This is a genomic window from Cryobacterium sp. TMT3-29-2, assembly GCF_004564305.1.
GTDB classification, from domain to species: domain Bacteria; phylum Actinomycetota; class Actinomycetes; order Actinomycetales; family Microbacteriaceae; genus Cryobacterium; species Cryobacterium sinapicolor.
Window position 1 is genome coordinate 13907 of the sequence record NZ_SOGK01000127.1, and the last position, 18099, is coordinate 32005.

Genomic DNA, 18099 nt, shown 5'->3' on the forward strand with positions numbered 1-18099 from the left:
AGTCGCAGATCGAGGCTCTAATCCTGCGGTGCCTGCTTGCGCCAGCGGATGCCCGCGGCGATGAAACCGTCGAGGTCGCCGTCGAACACCTGGCTGGGATTGTTGACCTCGTAGTTGGTGCGCAGGTCCTTGACCATCTGGTAAGGCGCGAGCACGTAGCTGCGCATCTGGTCGCCCCAGCTGGCCGTGATGACCCCGGCCAATTCCTTTTTGGTGGCGGCTTCCTGTTCGCGCTGCAACAGCAGGAGCCGGGACTGCAGCACGCGCATGGCGGCGGCCCTGTTCTGGATCTGGCTCTTCTCGTTCTGGCAACTCACGACTGTGCCCGTGGGCAGGTGGGTGATGCGCACGGCGGAGTCGGTGGTGTTCACGGACTGGCCGCCGGGGCCGCTGGAGCGGAAGACGTCGACGCGGATATCGTTCTCGGGCACCTCGATCGACTCGGTCTGCTCGATCAACGGCACCACCTCGACGGCGGCGAAGGAGGTCTGGCGCTTGCCGGCGGAGTTGAACGGGCTCATCCGCACGAGGCGGTGGGTGCCGGCCTCGACGCTCAACGTGCCGAAGGCGTACGGCGCATCCACCTGGATGGTCGCGCTCTTGATGCCGGCCTCTTCGGCGTAGCCCACGTCGAGCACCTGCACGGGATAGTTGTGCTGCTCGGCCCAGCGCAGGTACATGCGCAGCAGCATCTCGGCGAAGTCGGCCGCATCGACGCCGCCGGCGCCGGAACGGATGGTGATGACCGCCGGGCGCACATCGAATTCGCCGTTCAGCAGCGTGTGCACCTCGAGGTCGCCGAGCACCTTCGTGATGCTCGCGAGTTCCGCGGTGGCCTCGTCGGCCGATTCCTGGTCACCCTCGGCGTTGGCAAGCTCCACCAGTACCTCGAGGTCGTCGAGGCGAGACTCGATGCTCACGATGCGGGCCAGCTCCGACTGGCGGTGGCTCAGCTCGCTGGTCACCTTCTGCGCATGGTCGGAGTCATCCCACAGGTCGGGCGCACCGGCCTGTTCATTCAGGTCGGCGATATCGGTGCGGAGTCGATCGATATCGATCACCGACCGGATGTCGTCAAACGTGGCCCGCAGTGCGGCGATCTGCTCCGAGAATTCCAGCTCAATCATGTCGGACCCCAGCCTACCGGGCCGCCCCGTCACCGCATCCGTTCTCGGGCCCGCTGAGCATCCGGACGGTCGTTGTGCCCGGCCGGGGATAGCATCGAGGAGCCATGAGTAACGCCGAGCGTCCGTTCCAAATGCGCTCAGTCGCACTCGCCGCGTTCTTGCCGACCCTCCTGTTCTCGATCGGGGAGGGTGCGATCATCCCGCTGATCCCGATCGTGGCCAATGATCTCGGAGCCACGCTCGCGATAGCCGGGTTCATCGCCGCCATGATCATGGTGGGCGAACTGGCCGGGGATATCCCCAGCGGCTGGGTGGTTTCCCGCATCGGCGAGCGCAACGCCATGATCTGGGCGTCCCTGCTCGCGATCATCGCCGTACTGATCTGTATCGTCGCCCCCAACCCCCTCGTGCTGGGCATCGGAATCTTCTTGATCGGCTTAACCACTGCAGTGTTCGCCCTGGCCCGGCACGCTTTCATGACCAGCTCCGTGCCACTCGCCTACCGGGCCCGTGCGCTCTCGACCCTCGGCGGTATCTTCCGCGCCGGCTGGTTCATCGGCCCGTTCATCGCAGCCGCCCTGCTCAGCCTCACCGGCAGCACCGAGTCGGTGTTCTGGGTGTTCGTGGTCTGCTGCCTTGGCGCGGCCGCGATGCTGCTGCTGCTGCCCGATCCCGAGAGCACCTTCGGAGGCCCGCAACTGGTGAAGGCGCCCGACGGCTCCGTCGTTCCGGCCGGCCGGGAGCTCGCGGCCGAGGAATCCCAGGGCCTGTTCCGCACCATCTGGGGCTACCGGGCGGTGCTGCTGCGCCTCGGCACGGGCGCGGGCCTGATCGGGGCGATGCGCGCCTCCCGCACGGTGCTGCTCCCGCTCTGGGCGGTCAGCATCGGCATCAGCGTGCCCGACATCGCGCTGATCATCGGCATCGCCGGCGCTGTCGACTTCGCCCTCTTTTACGTCAGTGGCCAGGTCATGGACCGCTTCGGCCGGATGTGGACCGCCATCCCATCGATGATCGGCCTGGGTGCCGGGCATCTCATCCTGGCGTTCACACACGACCAGCCCAGCAACGTGGCGTGGTTCATCGCCGTGGCCATGATCCTGTCCCTCGCCAATGGCATCGGCAGCGGCCTCCTGATGACGCTCGGCGCAGACCTGGCCCCGAAGAACACCAGCCCTGCCCCGTTCCTGGGTGCGTGGCGCTTCACCGCCGACCTGGGTGGCGCGGTCGCTCCGCTGGCCGTGGCCGGCCTGACCGCGGTCGCCACCATCTCGATCGCCAGCGGCGTGATGGGTGTGTTCGGCCTGTTCGGCGCCGTGATCCTGGGCCGCTACATTCCCCGTTACGCGCCCCGCCGCCCGCGCCTGTAACCCTGAGTCGGCTCGGTACCGCCCGCACTGAATCCGGGGAATAGGCGTCCGACCGTGGGCGTTGTATGGTTCCATGCCTCTCATCGGAGAATACGAGCCCGGCACCCAGAAGTGGGTGCGCGACCAGGTCGATCTCTATGAACGTTCCGGCGGAACGGAGGGCACCACCCTCCGTGGGATGCCCGTCATCGTGTTGACCACCCGTGGGGCCAAGTCGGGCAAGTTGCGCAAAACCCCACTGATGTGCGTCGAGCATGACGGTGTCTACGCCGCGATCGCCTCCCTCGGCGGCAGCCCGAGGAACCCCGTTTGGTACGGCAATGTGGCGGCCCACCCCTTCGTAGAGCTGCAGGATGGCCCGGTTCGCCAGGACATGCTGGCGCGCGAGGTCACCGGCACCGAGCGCGCCACGTGGTGGGAACGGGCCGTGGCCGCATTCCCCGACTACGGCGACTACGAGAGGAAGACCGACCGGGTCATCCCGGTGTTCGTGCTTGAACCCGTTGCCGCCACAGCCCCCGCCTCCTAGCGGTGGCACGCGCGAAGACCCGTGGACCGCAGCTTGACCGCACCATGCTGGCCGGCCTGCGCGATGCCGACGGCAGCGTCCTCCGCGCCATCCACGGCCTCGAAGGACTGTGCGGCGCCACCATCGACGACGCCCGGCTCGGCCTCCTCGCACCCGTTCTCGCCGCGCACCAGGGCGTCATGGTCACCTGAGTTCTCAGAGCCGGGGCGCCGCGGGATCACGCCCCGATCAGGGAATCGCGCCCGCGATGATCTCGAGTTCAGACTTCGGTTTATCGCGCTGGCTGGCGATTGCCGCGCCGGCCGCCACGCACACCACAACGATGGCGATCTGCTGCTGCAACAGGAACGTCTCCCCCAGCACCAGCGCGCCGAACAGGGCCGCGATCACCGGGCCGAAGCTGGTGATGATCGCGTAGAGGCGCGGGGTGATGCGCCGCAGGATGTAGGTGTCCAGCGTGTACGGGAACGCCGACGAAAGCACGCCGATGGCCAGCAGCAGCCCGATCACACTCCAGTTCAGGGTGGTCCAGTCCACTGTGAGCAGCGCAAACGGCACCAGCAGCGTCAGGCTCACGACGCTGGCCACGGAGATGCCCTCGAGCCCGGGGAACGACACCGCCACCTTGCGGGTCAGCAGAATGTACGCCGCCCAGGACGCCGCCGCGGTCAGGGCGTAGACAATTCCGAGCACGTTCAGCGCCCCGTCAGACCAGGTCAGCAGGAACACTCCGCCCGCCGCGGCGGTGGCGTAGACGAAGTCGAGCAGGCGCCGCGACGAGGCAAGCGCCAGTGCGAACGGCCCGAGGAACTCGATCGTGGCGGCGATGCCGAGACCGAGCAGGTCGACGGCCTCGTAGAAGGTGAGGTTCATCACCGCGAGCACGACACCGAGGGCCAGGGCAGGCCACAGGCGCCGCCAGCTGAGTCCGGCCAGTTTCGGCCGATAGAACGGCAGCACAGTCGCGGCCATCACCAGCTGCCGCACCGCCACCACGACGGGCGAGCCGACCAGCGGAATGGCCAGTCCGGCCAATGACGAGCCGAAGTTGATGCTCACCTCGGTGACGACCTGAGCGCCGGCACCGGTGAGGCGGTCGCGCTTGGCCGTCACGATTCTCCTCCCCCGGCGCCTGGGCAGGCGCGTCTCGCCAACGCTAGCGGAACACCGACCGCGCCACCGCCGTGACCTCCAGCGGCACCCCGGAAGGCAGCAGTACGGCCAGCACCGGCGGACGCCAGTAGGCGCTCAGCGACACCGTGGCGCTGACCCCGTCAACGGATGCCGCCCCGTTCACCGTCACTTCCTCCATCCGGCCGTGCGGGGCGGCTGCGAGATACTCCTCCGCGGCCGCCCGCACGCCGACAGACGACAGGGAAGGTCGCAGTCCCGCGCCCGAGCCGTCGGCCGTGACGGCCATCGCGCCCAGGTCGAACGCTTCGGCCCCGGCGAGCGCTGCGCCGTCCGCGAGGGTCAGCAGACGTTTCCGCTCCAGGTAGAGAGAGGTCGCAGCCACGACGACGAGGATCAACAGCAGGGACAGGAAACCATAGAAGATCGTCAGGATCAGCGTCGAGCCCTCCTCGTCGCCGGGCCGAAACGGCAGCCGCCCCTGTAAACGTGCCACACGTGATCCAGCAAGCGCACCCGTGACCGCCGAGCCCGCGCCACCGCCGTTCATCCGGCCCGCCAAAATCGCGACACCGTCTGCGTGGCCTGCGCCTGCAGAGGCACGCTGGCCGAGTCGCGCAACGCGAGTAGGTCAGGCAGGAGCGGCAAGGCCACCCGGATGCGCACGGTCACCGTGACCGTGCTCTGCCTGGTCAGGCATCCGTTCACGCCGTCCTCGCAGGCCACCTCCACCTGGGCGCCCGCCGGGTCGATGCCATAGTCCGTGAGCCCGAATTGCACGGCCCGATCGGCCCGGGCCTTCGCCGCGGCCTCATCGGGCGCCTGTACGTAGACGCGGGCAGCCTGGCGCGCCGCTCCCTCCACGGCCAGGGCGCCGCCCTGCAGCGCCGCCATCGTCAGCACCAGGTAGACGAGCGGCACCAGCAGGATCAGCCCGGCCGTGATGAACTCCAAAGAAGCCGAGCCCCGCTCGCTGTGCACCGCGCGCATACGCCAACGACCACGCTGGTTGCGATTACCGCAGGTTCTCGGCGGCCGCATGCCCCACCACCTCCAGCCCGCGATCGACGCCGAACAGGGCCAGCAATGGCAGCGGCGCCACGACGCGCACCTGCACGCTCGGGAATCCGCCGTAATCCGCATAGCTGGCCTCCACATCGGTCGCATACGCCGAGCCGATCGACATCGTGATCAGCTCACGGGTGCGGGCCGCCCCCTCGCCCAGCCCACTGTCGGCGAGCGCGGCGTACCGTGCGCCCTCGGCGGCGGCGTCGAGAACGGTGTTGCGCACGAGCAGCGCCAGCCCCAGCTGCATGACCCCGAGCGTCAGCACGGTCAGCAGCGCCCCAACCATCACGAATTCGGCGGCCGCCGAACCGTCTTCAGCACCGAGCAATCGGGCCTTGCTCCCCCGCGTGCGCGTCACAGCCGGTCACATTCCGCTGACCCGGTCGATCGCCTGCTGGAACACGCCGCTCAGGGCAGGCCCGGCCAGACCCCAGATGATCATGACCAACCCGGCCGTCATCAAGGTGATCAGCACCCAACCGGGCACATCGCCGCGTTCGTCACCCCCGGCATTGCCCCACCGGTCGCGCAACCGTCTCTGCAGTGTCTTCATGATGGGCTCACTTTCTCTTGTGGGGACAGTGGTTCTCTCGATGGGTGCAAAGGGCAGTGGTTCAGAACCCGCTCTGCAGGATGAACAGACCGGGAAAGATCGCGAACAAAATAGTCATCGGCAGGATCAAGAACACGAGCGGCACCAGCATGGCCACCTCTTTCTTGCCTGCAACCTCGATCAGCCCCCGCTTCGCCTCGTCGCGAGCGTCCTGCGCCTGGGCGCGCAGCACCTCCGCGAGCGGGGTGCCGCGGTCGAGCGCACCCGTGACCTGGTCGACCAGACGGGTCACCGCGGGCAGAGCCATCCGGCGTGACAGCGACTGCAGGGCTACGGCGAGCGGCACCCCCGTGCGCACATCCGCCACCACACCCGCCAGCTCCCGCGACAGCTCGCCCGTGCTCGTGCGCGAGACCCGGGCGAGCCCGTCCAGGATTCCCTCCCCCGCCGACAAGGACAGCGTCATGAACTCGAGCACGGTCGGAAATTCGCTCTGCATGCGCGCCAGCCGAGCCGTAGCGGTGCGGCTGAGCATCCAATCGCGGACCAACGCGCCACCCGCCGCGGTGACCACCGGCAGGCAGAGCTGCACGAACAGCGGCAGCGACCGGAACGCGGGCAGCGCCACGACCGCCCCGGCTCCGGCGGCCAGGCCCACGAGCGCCCAAACCACTTGCTCCGACCGGAACTCGTCGGTGCTGCGGACCGACCCCGACTGTCGCAGTCGCCGCTCGATCGTCTCCGTGCCGCCGAGAACGGCGCCGAATGCGCGTTGGAGGGCCCCGAACAGGGGCGCGAACAGGGTGCCGAGCACCGGCAGAGGATGCACCGTCGTGCGCCCCACGAACAGCCGCGCCTCCGCCGATACGTCGAGGATGTACGGCGCCAGCCGCTGCGCGAGGCGCGGGCGGCTCAGCCGGGGCACCAGGCTGGCGAGCGACCAGAGCCCCAGGCCCAGCGCGGTGCCGCAGACCAGCGCCCAGGCCTGCGCGGTGCTCACTTGAACCACCGGCGTTCCTCGGGCAGCCGCCCCAGCGCCACCATCAGGCGGTAGGCGACCACAGATACCCCGAGTCCGCCGACGATCACGACCACGCCGGCGGAGGTGTTGTAGGCGACCGCCGCTTCCGGCCGGGAGGCCAGGAGCAGCAGCACGATCCATGGTGCGGCCACGCCCAGCCGCGCCGCGTTGACGATCCAGGACTGGCGGGCCTCGACCTCGGAGCGGATGGCGGCGTCCTGGCGAAGCCAGGCGGAGAGGCTGCGCAGCACGACAGTGAGGTCGCTGCCACCGACTTCCCGGGCCATCCGAAGCGTCTCCAGGATGCGGTCGGCCACCGGGTCGGCGAGGGACACCTTGAGCCCGTCGACGGCGGAACCGAAGTTGCCGGTCGCCTGGTACTCCCGGGCGAATTCGGCGAAGGCGGGCCGGGTCGACAGCGGGCCGGCGCCGGCCAGGCTGCCCACGCTGTCGGGCAGCGCGAGCCCCGACCGCACCGCCGACACAAGGTGATCGACGACGTCGGGCCACACGGCGCGGTTCGCCCTCCGCCGGGCGCGCACTCGCCAGGTGACCATCAGGGTCGGCAGGGCCAGCCCACCGAGCGCGGTGCCGATCGACAGGGCCGCGATGCCCAGGAGGGCCTGGGTCAGCGCCGACACGGCCAGCCCCAGCACCAGGGAGAGGGCAACGAAGGCCGGCAGGGGAAGGTTGCCGAGCCCGGCCTGGGCGAGGTGCGCCCGCAGTCTTCCCGTTGTGCGGGACCGGGTCCTGCCTCTGGTGCGCGGCCAGAGGAACGGAGCGGCGAGCAGGAGCAGCCCGGCACCGAGCAGTCCTCCGAGTGCGAGAGTCATGCGGCCCCGGCCCGCAGCACGATGGCCGGATCGAGCCCCGCCGCGTGGAACTTGGCGAGCTTCGTCGGGTAGCCCCCGGTCGGCTCGAGCAGGCCCCGCTGCGCGAGGAAGATCGGGCTCGCCTCGATCATCGCCCCCGACAGCTGCCCGCTCGGCGCGAGGATCTCCGTCACCCGGCGCCGCCCGTGCCGGTCGATCTCGCAGTGCACGACGATGTCGATGCAGCCCGCCACGGTCGGCAGAACGAACGAGGAGTCGATGTTGCGGCCCGCCAGCAGCGGCAGGGTCGACAGCTTGCCGAGCGCATCCCGCGCACTGTTGGCGTGGATCGAGCACATTCCGGGCAGCCCGCTGTTCAGGGCGATGAGCAGGTCGAGGCTCTCGGCCTCGCGCACCTCGCCGACGATCAGGCGGTCCGGGCGCATCCGCAGCGATTCCTTGATCAGACGGCGCAGGGTGATCTCCCCGGTTCCCTCGAGGCTGGGCTGGCGGCATTGCATGGCCACGACGTCCCGCGCCGCCAGGTCGAGCTCGAAGGTCTCCTCCACCGTCACGATGCGCTCGTTCTTGCGTGTGGCCGAGAGCAGGGCGTTGAGCATGGTGGTCTTGCCGGTCTGGGTGGCCCCGGAGACAAGGATGTTCTGCCCGGCCAGCACACACATCCGCAGAAACTCGGACGACTGCTGGGTGAGCGACCCGAGCCCGACCAACTGGTTCAGGTCACGGATGCGCCGGGTGAACTTGCGAATATTAACGGCCCAATGCTCGCGCGTGATGTCGGGGATCACGACGTGAAGCCGGGAGCCGTCGGGGAGTGAGGCATCGACGAACGGGGAGGAGAGGTCGACGCGGCGGCCGGACGCCTGCAGCATCCGTTCGACCAGGTCGCGCACCTCCCGCTCGGTGAGCACCATCGTGGTCAGCTCGGGAACCCCGTCGCGGGCCACGAACACCCGGCTCGGCGCGTTGATCCAGATCTCCTCGATGCCGGGATCGTCGAGGAACGGCTGCAGCGCCCCGAACCCGGTCAGCGAGGCCACGACCTCGCGCGCTGCCTGCCGTTCGTCGGCGATCAGCGGCAGGGAGTTGCCGAGCGCCCGCTCGGCGTAGCGCTGCACCTCGTCGCGCACGTACCGCTCGGTGAGCCCGGTGTTCGACGCCAGGTCCACGCCGTCGCGCCGTACCCGGGTTCGGACCTGCTCGGTGATGATGCGCACGGCTTCGCTCATTCCTGCATGATCGCCCATCTTCCGAGGCCCACGCCCGACTTATCCACAGCCTGCCTGCTGGCCGACGTTTCCGCGCCTGCCCGTCGCCGGTACCGCCGAGACCTGAGAACGGATGTCCCTCAACCGACGCACGAATGTGGCCAACTCAGGAGATTCCAGTCGGCCATGCGGCTGCTGCCCGGACCAGTGCGGCAGTAGACCGCGCGCACGGAGAATCTCCTGAGTTAGCCACGGAACAGCGCGGCGTCGGCCTCAGCGGGCCGACCAGCCGCCGTCCATGGTGTAGCTGGCGCCCGTGACCATGGCGGCTTCCGCCCCGTCCAGCCACGCCACGAGCGACCCGACCTCGTCGGGTTCGACCAGGCGCTTGATGGCGCTCTCGGTCAGCATTATCTTGCTGAGCACCTCCGAATCCGGGATGCCGTACACCGCCGCCTGGTCGGCGATCTGCTTCTCCACCACCAGCGGCGTGCGCACATACCCGGGGCTGACGCAGTTACTGGTCACCCCGTGCTCACCACCCTCGAGGGCGGTGACCTTCGACAGTCCCTCAAGGCCGTGCCTGGCGGCCACATACGCGCTCTTGAACGGCGATGCACGGATGCCGTGCACCGAGGTGACATTGATGACGCGCCCGAAACCGGTGTCGTACATGCGCGGCAGCACGGCCCGGGTCAGCAGCCCGCTGGTCTATTTCGTCGACGCGATGCTGCTGGTCGACGATTTGGATGCGGCCAGGCGACTCGTCCCATCCATGCGGGCCTCGCTCAGTTCCACCAACATGTTCGTGCACGTTCCGGCCACCCGGGCCGGAGCGGGAATCGGCTTCCTGCCCAGTTTCATGGGCGATCAGCAGCCCGACCTGGTGCGCCTGTTGCCGGAGCAGTTCCAGGAACTGCTTCCGTACTGGATGGTCCTCCGTCAGGAATCCCTGCACCAGCCGGCGGTCGCGGCCGTGGTCGCCGCGCTCCGAGCAGGGACGTCTGCGTTCACGGAGTCTCTGCTCGGTGCCGCGTCCACCCGCTGACCGGCACGTTCACGGGCGGGCCACTCCCGCGAAGTACACTGGGAGTGCACCTCGCGGGAGTGGTGAAATTGGCAGACACGCAGGATTTAGGTTCCTGTGCTTTCGAGCGTGGGGGTTCAAGTCCCCTCTCCCGCACATGAGTCACCTGTCGGCCCTGGACGGCCAATTGAACGAACTGCTGGCGAGTACCGGCGTCGTGCTTTTCTACCTGCTCATCTGGGCCCTCGTCTTCGCCGGAACGGCGGTGTTCCTCGGGGTCTTCATCCCGTTCATCACCGGCGACTCCCTGCTCTTCGGCTCGGGCCTGGTGGCCGCCTCCACGCCGAGCCTGAGCATCGCCGTCCTGGCCGTCGGCACCGGCATCGCCGCGTTCCTCGGCGACCAGGTCGGATTCCTGCTCGGCCGCCACTACGGCCGCTCCTACCTGGACCGCCACGGCGGCCGCCGCACCCGCACGGCCATCACCAAGACGGAGGCCTTCTACCGTAAATACGGCTGGTGGTCGGTGGTCGTCGCCCGGTTCATGCCGTGGGGCCGGGTCTTCGTGCCGGTGGTCGCGGGCGTCGGCCGCATGAACTACTACAAGTTCCTGACCAGCAATCTGGTCGGCGCCCTGGCCTGGGGCGTTGGCCTCACCCTGACCGGGTACTACGCCGCCGCAATCCCCGGTGTGAAAAACGCGGCCTACGTCATCGCCGGCGTCTTCATCACTGCCTCGATCATCTTCGGCGTGCGCACTTTACTCGCCGATCGCGCCCAGAATCGGCTGGATGCCCGCAGCGCGCTCATCGACGACCCGTCCACCTCCTAGACCCAGAAGGCAGGAAGGGCGGAAGGGCCACGGCAGGCCCACGGCGCACTGTCGGAAAACCGCGTTAGCCTGTAACAGAGCACAGTGATCCCGCCGCCCGGCCGATCTGACCGACGCCCACAGGAGATTCTTAGTGATTGACACCGCACTGCTTCCCATGGCAGTCATCCCCTGGCTCGACCCGGAAATGCTAATCGACGGTTTCGGCCCCTGGGCCCTCTTGGGCGTCTGCGCGATCGTCTTCGCCGAGACCGGCCTACTGGTGGGGTTCCTCCTTCCCGGGGACACCCTGCTGGTCATCACCGGCCTGCTGACCTTCGCCGGAGTCATCCAGATCGACATCTGGTGGGTGGCCCTCGCCATCGGCTTCTCGGCCTTCCTCGGCGGTGAGGTCGGCTACCTGATCGGTCACAAATTCGGCCCGAGAGTGTTCGAGCGCAAAGAATCCGGCCTGTTCAGCATCAAAAACGTCGAGCGCACGAACGCGTTCTTCGTTCGTTTCGGTGGCGTGGCCGTCATCGTGGCCCGCTTCGTTCCGATCGTGCGCACCTTCGCCCCGGTGGCGGCCGGCGTCGGCCACATGGATTACCGCAAATACTCGCTCTACAACCTGATCGGGGCTCTTCTCTGGGGCACCGGCCTCACTTACTTCGGTTTCTTCCTCGGCTACATACCGCCCGTCGCGGATTTCGTGCAGAACTACATCGACCTCATCCTGATCGGCGCGGTCGTCGTCACCTTGATCCCCACCGTCTTCCACTATCTGCAGACCGCGTCCAAGGCCCGCCGGGACACGCGCGCCGGGCTGACCGTCCAAACCGGAAGCCTTGCCCTCGACGCCGACACCTTCGAGGACATCCCCGAGCACAAGCGCGACGACCACAAGCACGACCTCTGAACTCTTCAACACCGGGCTCTTCAACACTGAACTCTTCAACACCGGAGCCGATCAACCCCCGGGCCGCTACCGGTGCCGGTTCTCCTCGTGCGCGGCATGCTCGGCCGGCTCCAGCTGGAACGTGGAGTGGTCCACGTCGAAGTGGTCTGCCAGGCAGGCGGAGAGATCATCGAGCAGTGCGCCGGAGCCGCCCGAGCTCAGCACCGCCGGTTCGACCACGACATGGGCGCTGAAGACGTGGGCGCCGGAGGTGATCATCCAGACGTGCACATCGTGCACCGCCACCACGCCCCTCGTCTCGAGCAGGTGCCGCCGGATCTCCGCGACGTCGGTGTCGGCCGGCACCGATTCACTCAGCACCCGCACCACGTCGCGCAGCAACACGTAGGCCCGAGGTGCGATCATACCGGCGATGACCAGCGAAGCGATCGCATCCGCCTGCACGAAGCCCGTCAGAAGGATGACCCCGGCCGCCACGATGACCGCCACTGAGCCCAGCGTGTCGCCGAGCACCTCGAGGTAGGCGCCGCGCATATTGATCGACGACCCGGCAGCCGGGCGCAGCAGGAGCAGAGCCGTGATGTTGGCGAGGAGGCCGAGCACGGCCACGGCCAGCATGGGGGCCGCCCGCACCTCGCTGCCGCCGGCGTCGACCAGCCGGCCGACGGCGCCGATCACGACGGCGATGGCCACCCCCACCAGGATGAGCCCGTTCAGCAGGGCGCCGAACACCTCGGCCCGCTGGTAGCCGAAAGTCTGCCGGTCGGTGGCCGGCCGGGCCGCCACCACGGTGGCCGTCAGAGCGATGATCAGGCCTGCGAGGTCGGAGAACATGTGCCCGGCGTCCGCCAACAGAGCCAGGGAGCCGGTCAGCCAGGCGCCGACGACCTCCACGACGAGCACCGTGGAGACGATCCCGATCGCGACCGACAGGCGCACACGGTTCGTGTGCGAGGTGTGCGCGTGATCGTGACCCATGCCTCCACGCTATGGCCGTCGGCACCCGGCCGCCAGTTCAGCCGCCAGTTGGGAATGAGTGCCGTTCTCAGCAGGGCGGGCGGATGCGCCGTTCAGGCTTCCAGCAGCGTCTCCAGCACCGGAATCAGTTTGCCGAACGCCCTCGCCCGGTGGCTGTGCTCGTTCTTCACGTTGGCGGTCAGCTCGGCGGCCGAGATCGCGTAGCCGTCGGGCAGGAAGATCGGGTCGTAGCCGAAGCCGCCGGCACCGCTGGGCTGGGTCAGGATCTGCCCGGGCCATTCTCCGGTCACGTGCCATTCCGTGCCGTCGGGCATGGCCAAAGCGGCGACGCAGGCGAAGTGTCCCCCGCGGTGCTCGGCTGCGACATCGCCCAGCTGCCAGAGCAGCAGCTGCAGGTTCCGATCGGAGTCCCGAGCGGGCCCGGCCCACCGGGCCGAGAAGATACCGGGCGAGCCGCCGAGCACGTCCACGCAGATGCCGGAGTCGTCGGCGATGGCCGGCAGACCGGTGTGCGCCGCGGCGGCTCGCGCCTTGATCAGAGCGTTCTCGGCGAAGGTGACGCCGTCTTCGACCGGCTCGGGTCCGTCGTAGGCCAGCACCTCGAGGCCGGGGAGCCTCGGTGCGAGGATGCGCCGCAGCTCCTCGACCTTATGCGGGTTGTGGGTGGCGAGAACGACCTGCATGGCTCTAACGCCCCAGCGCGCTCTTCTGGAACTCGGTCAGGGAGATCGTCCCGGCCAGCGCCAGGTCGAGCAGCGAGTTCAGTTCCGTGCGGTCGAAGGGCGCGGCCTCGGCCGTACCCTGCACCTCCACGAAGAGGCCACGGCCGGTGACGACCACGTTCATGTCGGTCTCGGCGCGCGAGTCCTCCGTGTAGGCCAGGTCGAGCATGGGCTTGCCGCCCACGATGCCCACCGAGATCGCTGCGACGCTGTCGGTCAGGGGCTGCGCCTTCTGACTGAGGAACTTCTTCTCCCGGCCCCACTCGAGGGCGTCGGCGAGGGCCACGTAGGCGCCAGTGATCGCCGCGGTGCGGGTGCCGCCATCGGCCTGTAGCACGTCGCAGTCCAGCACAATGGTGTTCTCACCCAGGGCCTTCATATCGACCACGGCGCGCAGGCTGCGTCCCACCAGTCGGCTGATCTCGTGCGTGCGGCCGCCGATGCGGCCCTTGACCGATTCGCGGTCCATCCGGGAGTCGGTGGAGCGCGGCAGCATGGAGTACTCGGCGGTGACCCAGCCCTTGCCCTTGCCGGCCATCCAACGCGGCACCCCGTTGGTGAACGAGGCCGTGCAGAGCACCTTGGTGCGCCCGAACGAGATCAGGGCAGATCCCTCGGCCTGGTCGCTCCACCCGCGCTCGATCGTGACGGGACGCAGCTGGTCGTTCGTTCGTCCGTCTACGCGCACGGTGTCGGTCACGGGGTCTCCTTGAGGTTGGGATGCGATGCGGCGAACTCGGCAAGCTCGCTCAAATTGAAGGCCCCGGTCTCGACCAGGTCGACACGGCCGATTTCCGGCCCGATCAATCGGTGGGCCAGATGCAGGAAAGCCTCGGCACTGTCGCCGGTGGCCTCGTACCGGTAGCTGGGTGGCGCCTGCACGGTACGTTCCAGGCTCTGGCTCACGAGCAGCCGGTACACGTCGTTGGCCGTCTCGGTGTCGCTGGAGACGAGGGTCACGGTGTCCCCCATCACGTAGGAGATGGCCCCGCGCAGGAACGGGTAGTGCGTGCAGCCGAGAACGAGAGTGTCGACATCCGCGGCCCGCAGAGGAGCGAGGTAGCCCTCGGCCACCGAGAGGAGTTCGTCGCCCGTCGTGATTCCCGCCTCGACGAATTCGACAAACCGCGGGCAGGCCTGGGTCAGGAGCGTGATGTCCGTGGCCGCGGCGAACGCGTCGTCGTAGGCGCGCGACTTGACCGTTCCGAGGGTGCCGATCACGCCGACGCGGTTGTTCCGAGTGGTGCGCACGGCGCGGCGCACCGCCGGCTGGATGACCTCGACGACGGGAACGCTGTAGCGCTCTCGGGCATCGCGGAGCATCGCGGCCGAAGCCGTGTTGCAGGCTATGACCAGCATTTTCACGCCTTGGGCGACCAGGTCGTCGAGAACGTCAAGGGCGAAGCCGCGCACATCCGCGATCTTCTTCGGGCCATACGGGGAATGCGCGGTGTCTCCGATATAGAGGATCGATTCATTGGGCAGCTGATCCTTGATCGCCCGGGCGACAGTCAGGCCGCCCACTCCGGAATCGAAGATTCCAATCGGTGCATCCGTCACGACAATCGAGCTTAGTCGGAATCCCTGTCCCTCACCCGTGTGCGCCGGACGTCCGGTCCGACGCGGCCGAGTGTTGCCCCTTTTTCTGGGAGATTGACGGCACATTCCCAGTCTCGCCGAAGCGGTTCGATCACGTTCCGATCGGGGAATATGGCCGTAACTACACTCGGAATATGGCCCCCGCCAACCGACGGATGCCGCACCAGAATTTTCGTCACATTCGTCGTTTGAGGAGATGATCACCGTGAATGATCGAGTCGTAATCACCGGGCTGGGCGCACTGACCCCTCTGGGCAACAATTGGCGCGACACCTGGTCTGGCCTCATCGGCGGGCGCAGCGGCGTGGCCCGGATCACCCAGTTCGATCCATCCGGCCTACCGACACAGTTCGCAGGTGAGGTGAAGAACTTTGTTCCGGGCGATCACATGACGGTGAAGCAGGTCAAGCGCGCCTCACGCGCTTCGCAGCTCGCAATCGCCGCGGCCCGCGAGGCGGTGGCGGATGCCGGTTTCGGTGCCTCAATGGAAGGCATCGACACTGCGGTCGTCGTCAACAGTGCCGTCAGCGGTTTCGCGGAGATCCAGGAGGCCACCGAGCTCGTCAACGCCGGCGACTCCCGGCGCATCCCGCCGCGCTTCGTGCCCTCGGCCCTGCTGAACATGGCCGCCTGCGAGGTCGCGATCGACCTCGGCATCCACGGACCGGTCAACGCGAGCGCCCTGGCCTGCGCCAGCGGTGCCTACGCGCTCCTCGAGGCACGCACCATGCTCGTCATGGGAGACGCGGACGTCGTCATCGCCGGCGGTGTCGAGGCGGCGATCACTCCCGTCATGTTCGCTGGCCTGAACGCCATGCACGCGGCGTCCAAGAACAATGATTCCCCCGCCGAGGCCAGCCGCCCCTTCGACGCCGACCGCAACGGTCTCGTCTTCGGCGAAGGCGCGGTCGTCTTTGTGATGGAACTCCTCTCCCACGCCCGCGCCCGCGACGCACAGATCTATGCGGAGGTGCTGGGGGGAGCCCTCACCAGCGACGGCCACAGCATCGTCGCGCCCGAACCCACCGGCAAGTTCGCCAGCCTGGCCATGACCCGTGCCCTGATCAAGTCGAAGCTCAACCCGAGCGACATCGACATGATCTGCGCCCACGGCACGTCCACCCAGGCCAACGACCGCGCCGAGACGTCGGCCATCCGACAGGCACTCGGGAACGCTGCCGACTCCATCGCGGTCACCGCCCCCAAGTCGATGACGGGCCACATGATCGGCGCCGCGGGTGCCCTCTCCGGCCTGCTCTGCGCCCTGTCGGTCCGCACCGGCATCATCCCGCCCACGATCAACTACACGACCCCCGATCCTGACTGCACGCTCGACTACGTGCCGCGGGTCGCCCGGGAGAAGCCGGTGAAGTTCGCCCTGGCGAACGCGTTCGGCTTCGGCGGCCAGAACTGCATCGTCGCCTTCGGGGCGCTGTAGGCCCTCTCCCCCGGCAAGAACGCGTACCGGTCGGGGCGGGTAAGCTCTCCGGGTGACCGAATCCTCAGCATTCCGCACCGACCGGTACGAACTGACCATGGTGGATGCCGCCATCCAAAGCGGAACCGCCGGTCGGGAGTGCCAGTTCGAGGCGTTCGCCCGGCGCCTCCCCTCCGGCCGCCGCTACGGCATCGTGGCCGGTACCGGACGCCTGCTCGATCTCATCAGGGCCTTCCGGTTCACGGATGCCGAACTCACCTGGCTCCGGGACAACAGGGTCGTGCGCGAGCCCACCCTCAACTGGCTCGCCGACTACGCGTTCCGCGGCACCATCTGGGGCTACCAGGAGGGCGAGGCTTACTTCCCGGGCTCTCCCCTGATCACGGTGGACGGCACCTTCGCCGAGTGCGTAATCCTCGAGACCCTCATCCTGAGCGTGCTCAATTACGATAGCTCCGTCGCCAGCGCGGCCGCACGGATGGTGTCGGTCAGCCTGGGCCGCCCGCTCGCCGAAATGGGTTCGCGCCGCACGGGCGAGTACTCCGGCGTCGCCGCGGCCCGGGCCGCCTACATTGCCGGTTTCGCCTCGACCAGCAACCTCGAGGCCGGCCGCAGCTGGGGTGTTCCGACGATGGGCACGGCCGCCCACTCCTTCACCCTCCTGCACGACAGTGAGGAAGACGCCTTCCGCGCTCAGGTCGCCGCCTTCGGTCCGGCGACCACTCTGCTCGTCGACACCTTCGACGTCGTGAAGGGCATCGACCTGGCCGTCAAGGTGGCCGGCCCGGCCCTCGGGTCGATCCGGGTCGACTCCGGAGACCTGCCCACCATGGTCGCGGAAGCCCGCGCCCAGCTCGACTCCCTTGGTGCGGTCAACACGCACATCACGGTCACCAGCGACCTCGACGAGTTCTCCATCGCCGCACTGTCCGCGTCGCCCGTGGACGCCTTCGGCGTTGGCACCTCGGTCGTGACCGGATCGGGGTCACCCGCCGCGGGGATGGTCTACAAACTCGTCGCGCACCGCGACAGCGCCGGAGACTGGGTGAATGTCGCCAAGACGTCGCCCGCGAAGGCGTCGGTCGGCGGCCGCAAGAGGGCCGTGCGACGGCTTGACGCCGCGGGGATCGCCCGCGCCGAGGTCATCCTGATCGACGGTGATCCGGCCGCTGACATCCCGTCCGCCGCCACCTCGGGTCGGGACCGCGCTCTGCTGGTGCCCCTGATCACCGACGGCGTGATCGACGAACGCCATCTCGGACCGGCCGGCACGACACGTGCCCGCGCGCACCACGCATCCGTTATGCAGGAACTACCGATCGAGGCCTTCCGCCTCGGGCGCGGCGACCCCGTCATCCCGACCCTGTACCGGTAGATATCAACCGGCAGTCATCAACCGGCAGGTCACACCGGCAGTCGTCAACGGGTCGGTCAGGCCTTCATCTTTTCGTAGATGGCCTTACAGGTCGGGCAGACCGGAAACTTCTCCGGGTCACGTCCGGGCAGCCATTTCTTGCCGCAGAGGGCGCGCACCGGCTTGCCGGAGATTGCCGACTCGAGGATCTTGTCCTTGGGAACGTAGTGCGAGAAACGCTCGTGGTCGCCCGGCTCGATCTGTTCCTGGTTGAGGAGTTCCTCGAGCTCTCGGTCGAGCGTCGAGGTGCCGCCACCGGTTCCGGGGTTTCCGGGTTCTGCGATGCTCGCGCGAAAGTGATCAGTCATGCGTCCAGTCTAAACAACCCGCGGACGCATGGGCAGGCCCGCC

General features: G+C 68.1%; 21 protein-coding genes, 1 tRNA gene and 2 pseudogenes. 9 read left to right on the forward strand and 15 right to left on the reverse strand.

Features of this window, described 5'->3' with window-relative positions; all coding sequences use genetic code 11:
• Positions 1-17 precede the first annotated feature (17 nt).
• Positions 18-1127 (reverse strand): peptide chain release factor 2, encoded by a 1110-nt coding sequence (gene prfB, locus E3O67_RS14510; protein ID WP_134424968.1) that lies wholly within the window; start codon positions 1125-1127, stop codon positions 18-20.
• Between the two features lie 104 nt (positions 1128-1231).
• Here prfB and E3O67_RS14515 point away from each other — a divergent pair, with 104 nt between their 5' ends.
• The 3 genes from E3O67_RS14515 (at position 1232) to E3O67_RS14525 (ending at position 3217) form a co-directional block, all read left to right on the forward strand.
• Positions 1232-2497, forward strand: coding sequence for an MFS transporter (locus E3O67_RS14515; RefSeq protein ID WP_135103006.1), 1266 nt, complete (start codon positions 1232-1234; stop codon positions 2495-2497).
• A gap of 73 nt (positions 2498-2570) precedes the next feature.
• Positions 2571-3026: a nitroreductase family deazaflavin-dependent oxidoreductase gene (locus E3O67_RS14520; protein ID WP_135103007.1), complete on the forward strand. Its 456-nt coding sequence runs from the start codon at positions 2571-2573 to the stop codon at positions 3024-3026.
• 2 nt (positions 3027-3028) lie between these two features.
• The gene (locus tag E3O67_RS14525) at positions 3029-3217 is read left to right on the forward strand and encodes a hypothetical protein (protein WP_135103008.1); all 189 of its coding nucleotides are present in this window, start codon (positions 3029-3031) and stop codon (positions 3215-3217) included.
• A 37-nt stretch (positions 3218-3254) separates the two neighbouring features.
• Here the strand turns inward: E3O67_RS14525 and E3O67_RS14530 are convergent, their stop codons facing one another.
• The 9 genes and pseudogenes from E3O67_RS14530 to E3O67_RS14570 form a co-directional block, all read right to left on the reverse strand.
• Positions 3255-4139, reverse strand: coding sequence for a DMT family transporter (locus E3O67_RS14530; RefSeq protein ID WP_241979370.1), 885 nt, complete (start codon positions 4137-4139; stop codon positions 3255-3257).
• Between the two features lie 43 nt (positions 4140-4182).
• Complete coding sequence (locus tag E3O67_RS14535; protein WP_241982207.1) at positions 4183-4653, reverse strand: pilus assembly protein TadG-related protein; 471 nt, start codon at positions 4651-4653, stop codon at positions 4183-4185.
• A gap of 50 nt (positions 4654-4703) precedes the next feature.
• On the reverse strand, positions 4704-5111 hold the full coding sequence (locus tag E3O67_RS14540; protein ID WP_241982209.1) for a hypothetical protein: 408 nt from the start codon (positions 5109-5111) through the stop codon (positions 4704-4706).
• A 61-nt stretch (positions 5112-5172) separates the two neighbouring features.
• On the reverse strand, positions 5173-5553 hold the full coding sequence (locus E3O67_RS14545; protein WP_241979373.1) for a TadE/TadG family type IV pilus assembly protein: 381 nt from the start codon (positions 5551-5553) through the stop codon (positions 5173-5175).
• A 36-nt stretch (positions 5554-5589) separates the two neighbouring features.
• Positions 5590-5778 carry a hypothetical protein gene (locus E3O67_RS14550; RefSeq protein WP_134432705.1) on the reverse strand — a complete coding sequence of 63 codons (189 nt, stop codon included), beginning with the start codon at positions 5776-5778 and terminating at the stop codon, positions 5590-5592.
• Positions 5779-5839: 61 nt separating this feature from the next.
• Positions 5840-6787, reverse strand: a complete 948-nt coding sequence (locus tag E3O67_RS14555; RefSeq protein ID WP_241982210.1) for a type II secretion system F family protein — start codon at positions 6785-6787, stop codon at positions 5840-5842.
• The gene (locus E3O67_RS14560) at positions 6775-7632 is read right to left on the reverse strand and encodes a type II secretion system F family protein (protein WP_134432707.1); all 858 of its coding nucleotides are present in this window, start codon (positions 7630-7632) and stop codon (positions 6775-6777) included. Before E3O67_RS14560 ends, E3O67_RS14555 begins: the two co-directional genes overlap by 13 nt.
• On the reverse strand, positions 7629-8861 hold the full coding sequence (locus E3O67_RS14565) for a CpaF family protein (RefSeq protein ID WP_135103011.1): 1233 nt from the start codon (positions 8859-8861) through the stop codon (positions 7629-7631). The genes E3O67_RS14560 and E3O67_RS14565 overlap by 4 nt, the downstream gene beginning before the upstream one ends.
• Positions 8862-9113: 252 nt before the next feature.
• Positions 9114-9542 (reverse strand): annotated as a pseudogene (locus E3O67_RS14570) (SDR family oxidoreductase); the annotation flags it as partial.
• A 4-nt stretch (positions 9543-9546) separates the two neighbouring features.
• Here E3O67_RS14570 and E3O67_RS14575 point away from each other — a divergent pair.
• The 4 genes and pseudogenes from E3O67_RS14575 to E3O67_RS14590 all read left to right on the forward strand — a co-directional run.
• A pseudogene (locus E3O67_RS14575) lies at positions 9547-9888 on the forward strand (LysR substrate-binding domain-containing protein); the annotation flags it as partial.
• A 53-nt stretch (positions 9889-9941) separates the two neighbouring features.
• Positions 9942-10023, forward strand: a tRNA-Leu gene (locus E3O67_RS14580).
• Between the two features lies 1 nt (position 10024).
• Entirely contained in the window at positions 10025-10699 is a 675-nt protein-coding gene (locus E3O67_RS14585) for a DedA family protein (protein WP_134432745.1), read from the forward strand.
• Positions 10700-10886: 187 nt separating this feature from the next.
• Positions 10887-11597, forward strand: coding sequence for a DedA family protein (locus E3O67_RS14590; RefSeq protein WP_174776845.1), 711 nt, complete (start codon positions 10887-10889; stop codon positions 11595-11597).
• Positions 11598-11663: 66 nt separating this feature from the next.
• On the opposite strand, the gene E3O67_RS14595 is transcribed toward E3O67_RS14590, so the two are convergent.
• From E3O67_RS14595 to murI, 4 genes are all read right to left on the reverse strand, one after another.
• Entirely contained in the window at positions 11664-12575 is a 912-nt protein-coding gene (locus tag E3O67_RS14595; RefSeq protein WP_134432747.1) for a cation diffusion facilitator family transporter, read from the reverse strand.
• Between the two features lie 92 nt (positions 12576-12667).
• On the reverse strand, positions 12668-13258 hold the full coding sequence (rdgB, locus tag E3O67_RS14600) for an RdgB/HAM1 family non-canonical purine NTP pyrophosphatase (protein ID WP_134432749.1): 591 nt from the start codon (positions 13256-13258) through the stop codon (positions 12668-12670).
• Positions 13259-13262: 4 nt separating this feature from the next.
• Positions 13263-13997: a ribonuclease PH gene (rph, locus tag E3O67_RS14605; protein WP_135103013.1), complete on the reverse strand. Its 735-nt coding sequence runs from the start codon at positions 13995-13997 to the stop codon at positions 13263-13265.
• Positions 13994-14857 carry a glutamate racemase gene (murI, locus tag E3O67_RS14610; protein ID WP_134432753.1) on the reverse strand — a complete coding sequence of 288 codons (864 nt, stop codon included), beginning with the start codon at positions 14855-14857 and terminating at the stop codon, positions 13994-13996. The genes rph and murI overlap by 4 nt, the downstream gene beginning before the upstream one ends.
• Before the next feature lie 244 nt (positions 14858-15101).
• Here murI and E3O67_RS14615 point away from each other — a divergent pair, with 244 nt between their 5' ends.
• Positions 15102-16334, forward strand: coding sequence for a beta-ketoacyl synthase (locus tag E3O67_RS14615; RefSeq protein ID WP_198418989.1), 1233 nt, complete (start codon positions 15102-15104; stop codon positions 16332-16334).
• A gap of 52 nt (positions 16335-16386) precedes the next feature.
• Positions 16387-17709 carry a nicotinate phosphoribosyltransferase gene (locus E3O67_RS14620; RefSeq protein ID WP_135103015.1) on the forward strand — a complete coding sequence of 441 codons (1323 nt, stop codon included), beginning with the start codon at positions 16387-16389 and terminating at the stop codon, positions 17707-17709.
• Between the two features lie 56 nt (positions 17710-17765).
• Here the strand turns inward: E3O67_RS14620 and E3O67_RS14625 are convergent, their stop codons facing one another.
• Positions 17766-18056: a DUF3039 domain-containing protein gene (locus E3O67_RS14625; protein WP_134432759.1), complete on the reverse strand. Its 291-nt coding sequence runs from the start codon at positions 18054-18056 to the stop codon at positions 17766-17768.
• Positions 18057-18099 lie beyond the last annotated feature (43 nt).

What these genes read in the sequence shown, in the direction of transcription:
- E3O67_RS14595 (WP_134432747.1), bottom strand. Translation starts at nt 12,575, where the DNA reads ATGGGTCACGATCACGCGCACACCTCGCACACGAACCGTGTGCGCCTG.
- E3O67_RS14590 (WP_174776845.1), top strand. Translation starts at nt 10,887, where the DNA reads ATGCTAATCGACGGTTTCGGCCCCTGGGCCCTCTTGGGCGTCTGCGCG.
- E3O67_RS14565 (WP_135103011.1), bottom strand. Translation starts at nt 8,861, where the DNA reads ATGAGCGAAGCCGTGCGCATCATCACCGAGCAGGTCCGAACCCGGGTA.
- rdgB (WP_134432749.1), bottom strand. Translation starts at nt 13,258, where the DNA reads ATGCAGGTCGTTCTCGCCACCCACAACCCGCATAAGGTCGAGGAGCTG.
- E3O67_RS14560 (WP_134432707.1), bottom strand. Translation starts at nt 7,632, where the DNA reads ATGACTCTCGCACTCGGAGGACTGCTCGGTGCCGGGCTGCTCCTGCTC.
- prfB (WP_134424968.1), bottom strand. Translation starts at nt 1,127, where the DNA reads ATGATTGAGCTGGAATTCTCGGAGCAGATCGCCGCACTGCGGGCCACG.
- E3O67_RS14585 (WP_134432745.1), top strand. Translation starts at nt 10,025, where the DNA reads ATGAGTCACCTGTCGGCCCTGGACGGCCAATTGAACGAACTGCTGGCG.
- E3O67_RS14520 (WP_135103007.1), top strand. Translation starts at nt 2,571, where the DNA reads ATGCCTCTCATCGGAGAATACGAGCCCGGCACCCAGAAGTGGGTGCGC.
- E3O67_RS14625 (WP_134432759.1), bottom strand. Translation starts at nt 18,056, where the DNA reads ATGACTGATCACTTTCGCGCGAGCATCGCAGAACCCGGAAACCCCGGA.
- E3O67_RS14550 (WP_134432705.1), bottom strand. Translation starts at nt 5,778, where the DNA reads ATGAAGACACTGCAGAGACGGTTGCGCGACCGGTGGGGCAATGCCGGG.
- E3O67_RS14515 (WP_135103006.1), top strand. Translation starts at nt 1,232, where the DNA reads ATGAGTAACGCCGAGCGTCCGTTCCAAATGCGCTCAGTCGCACTCGCC.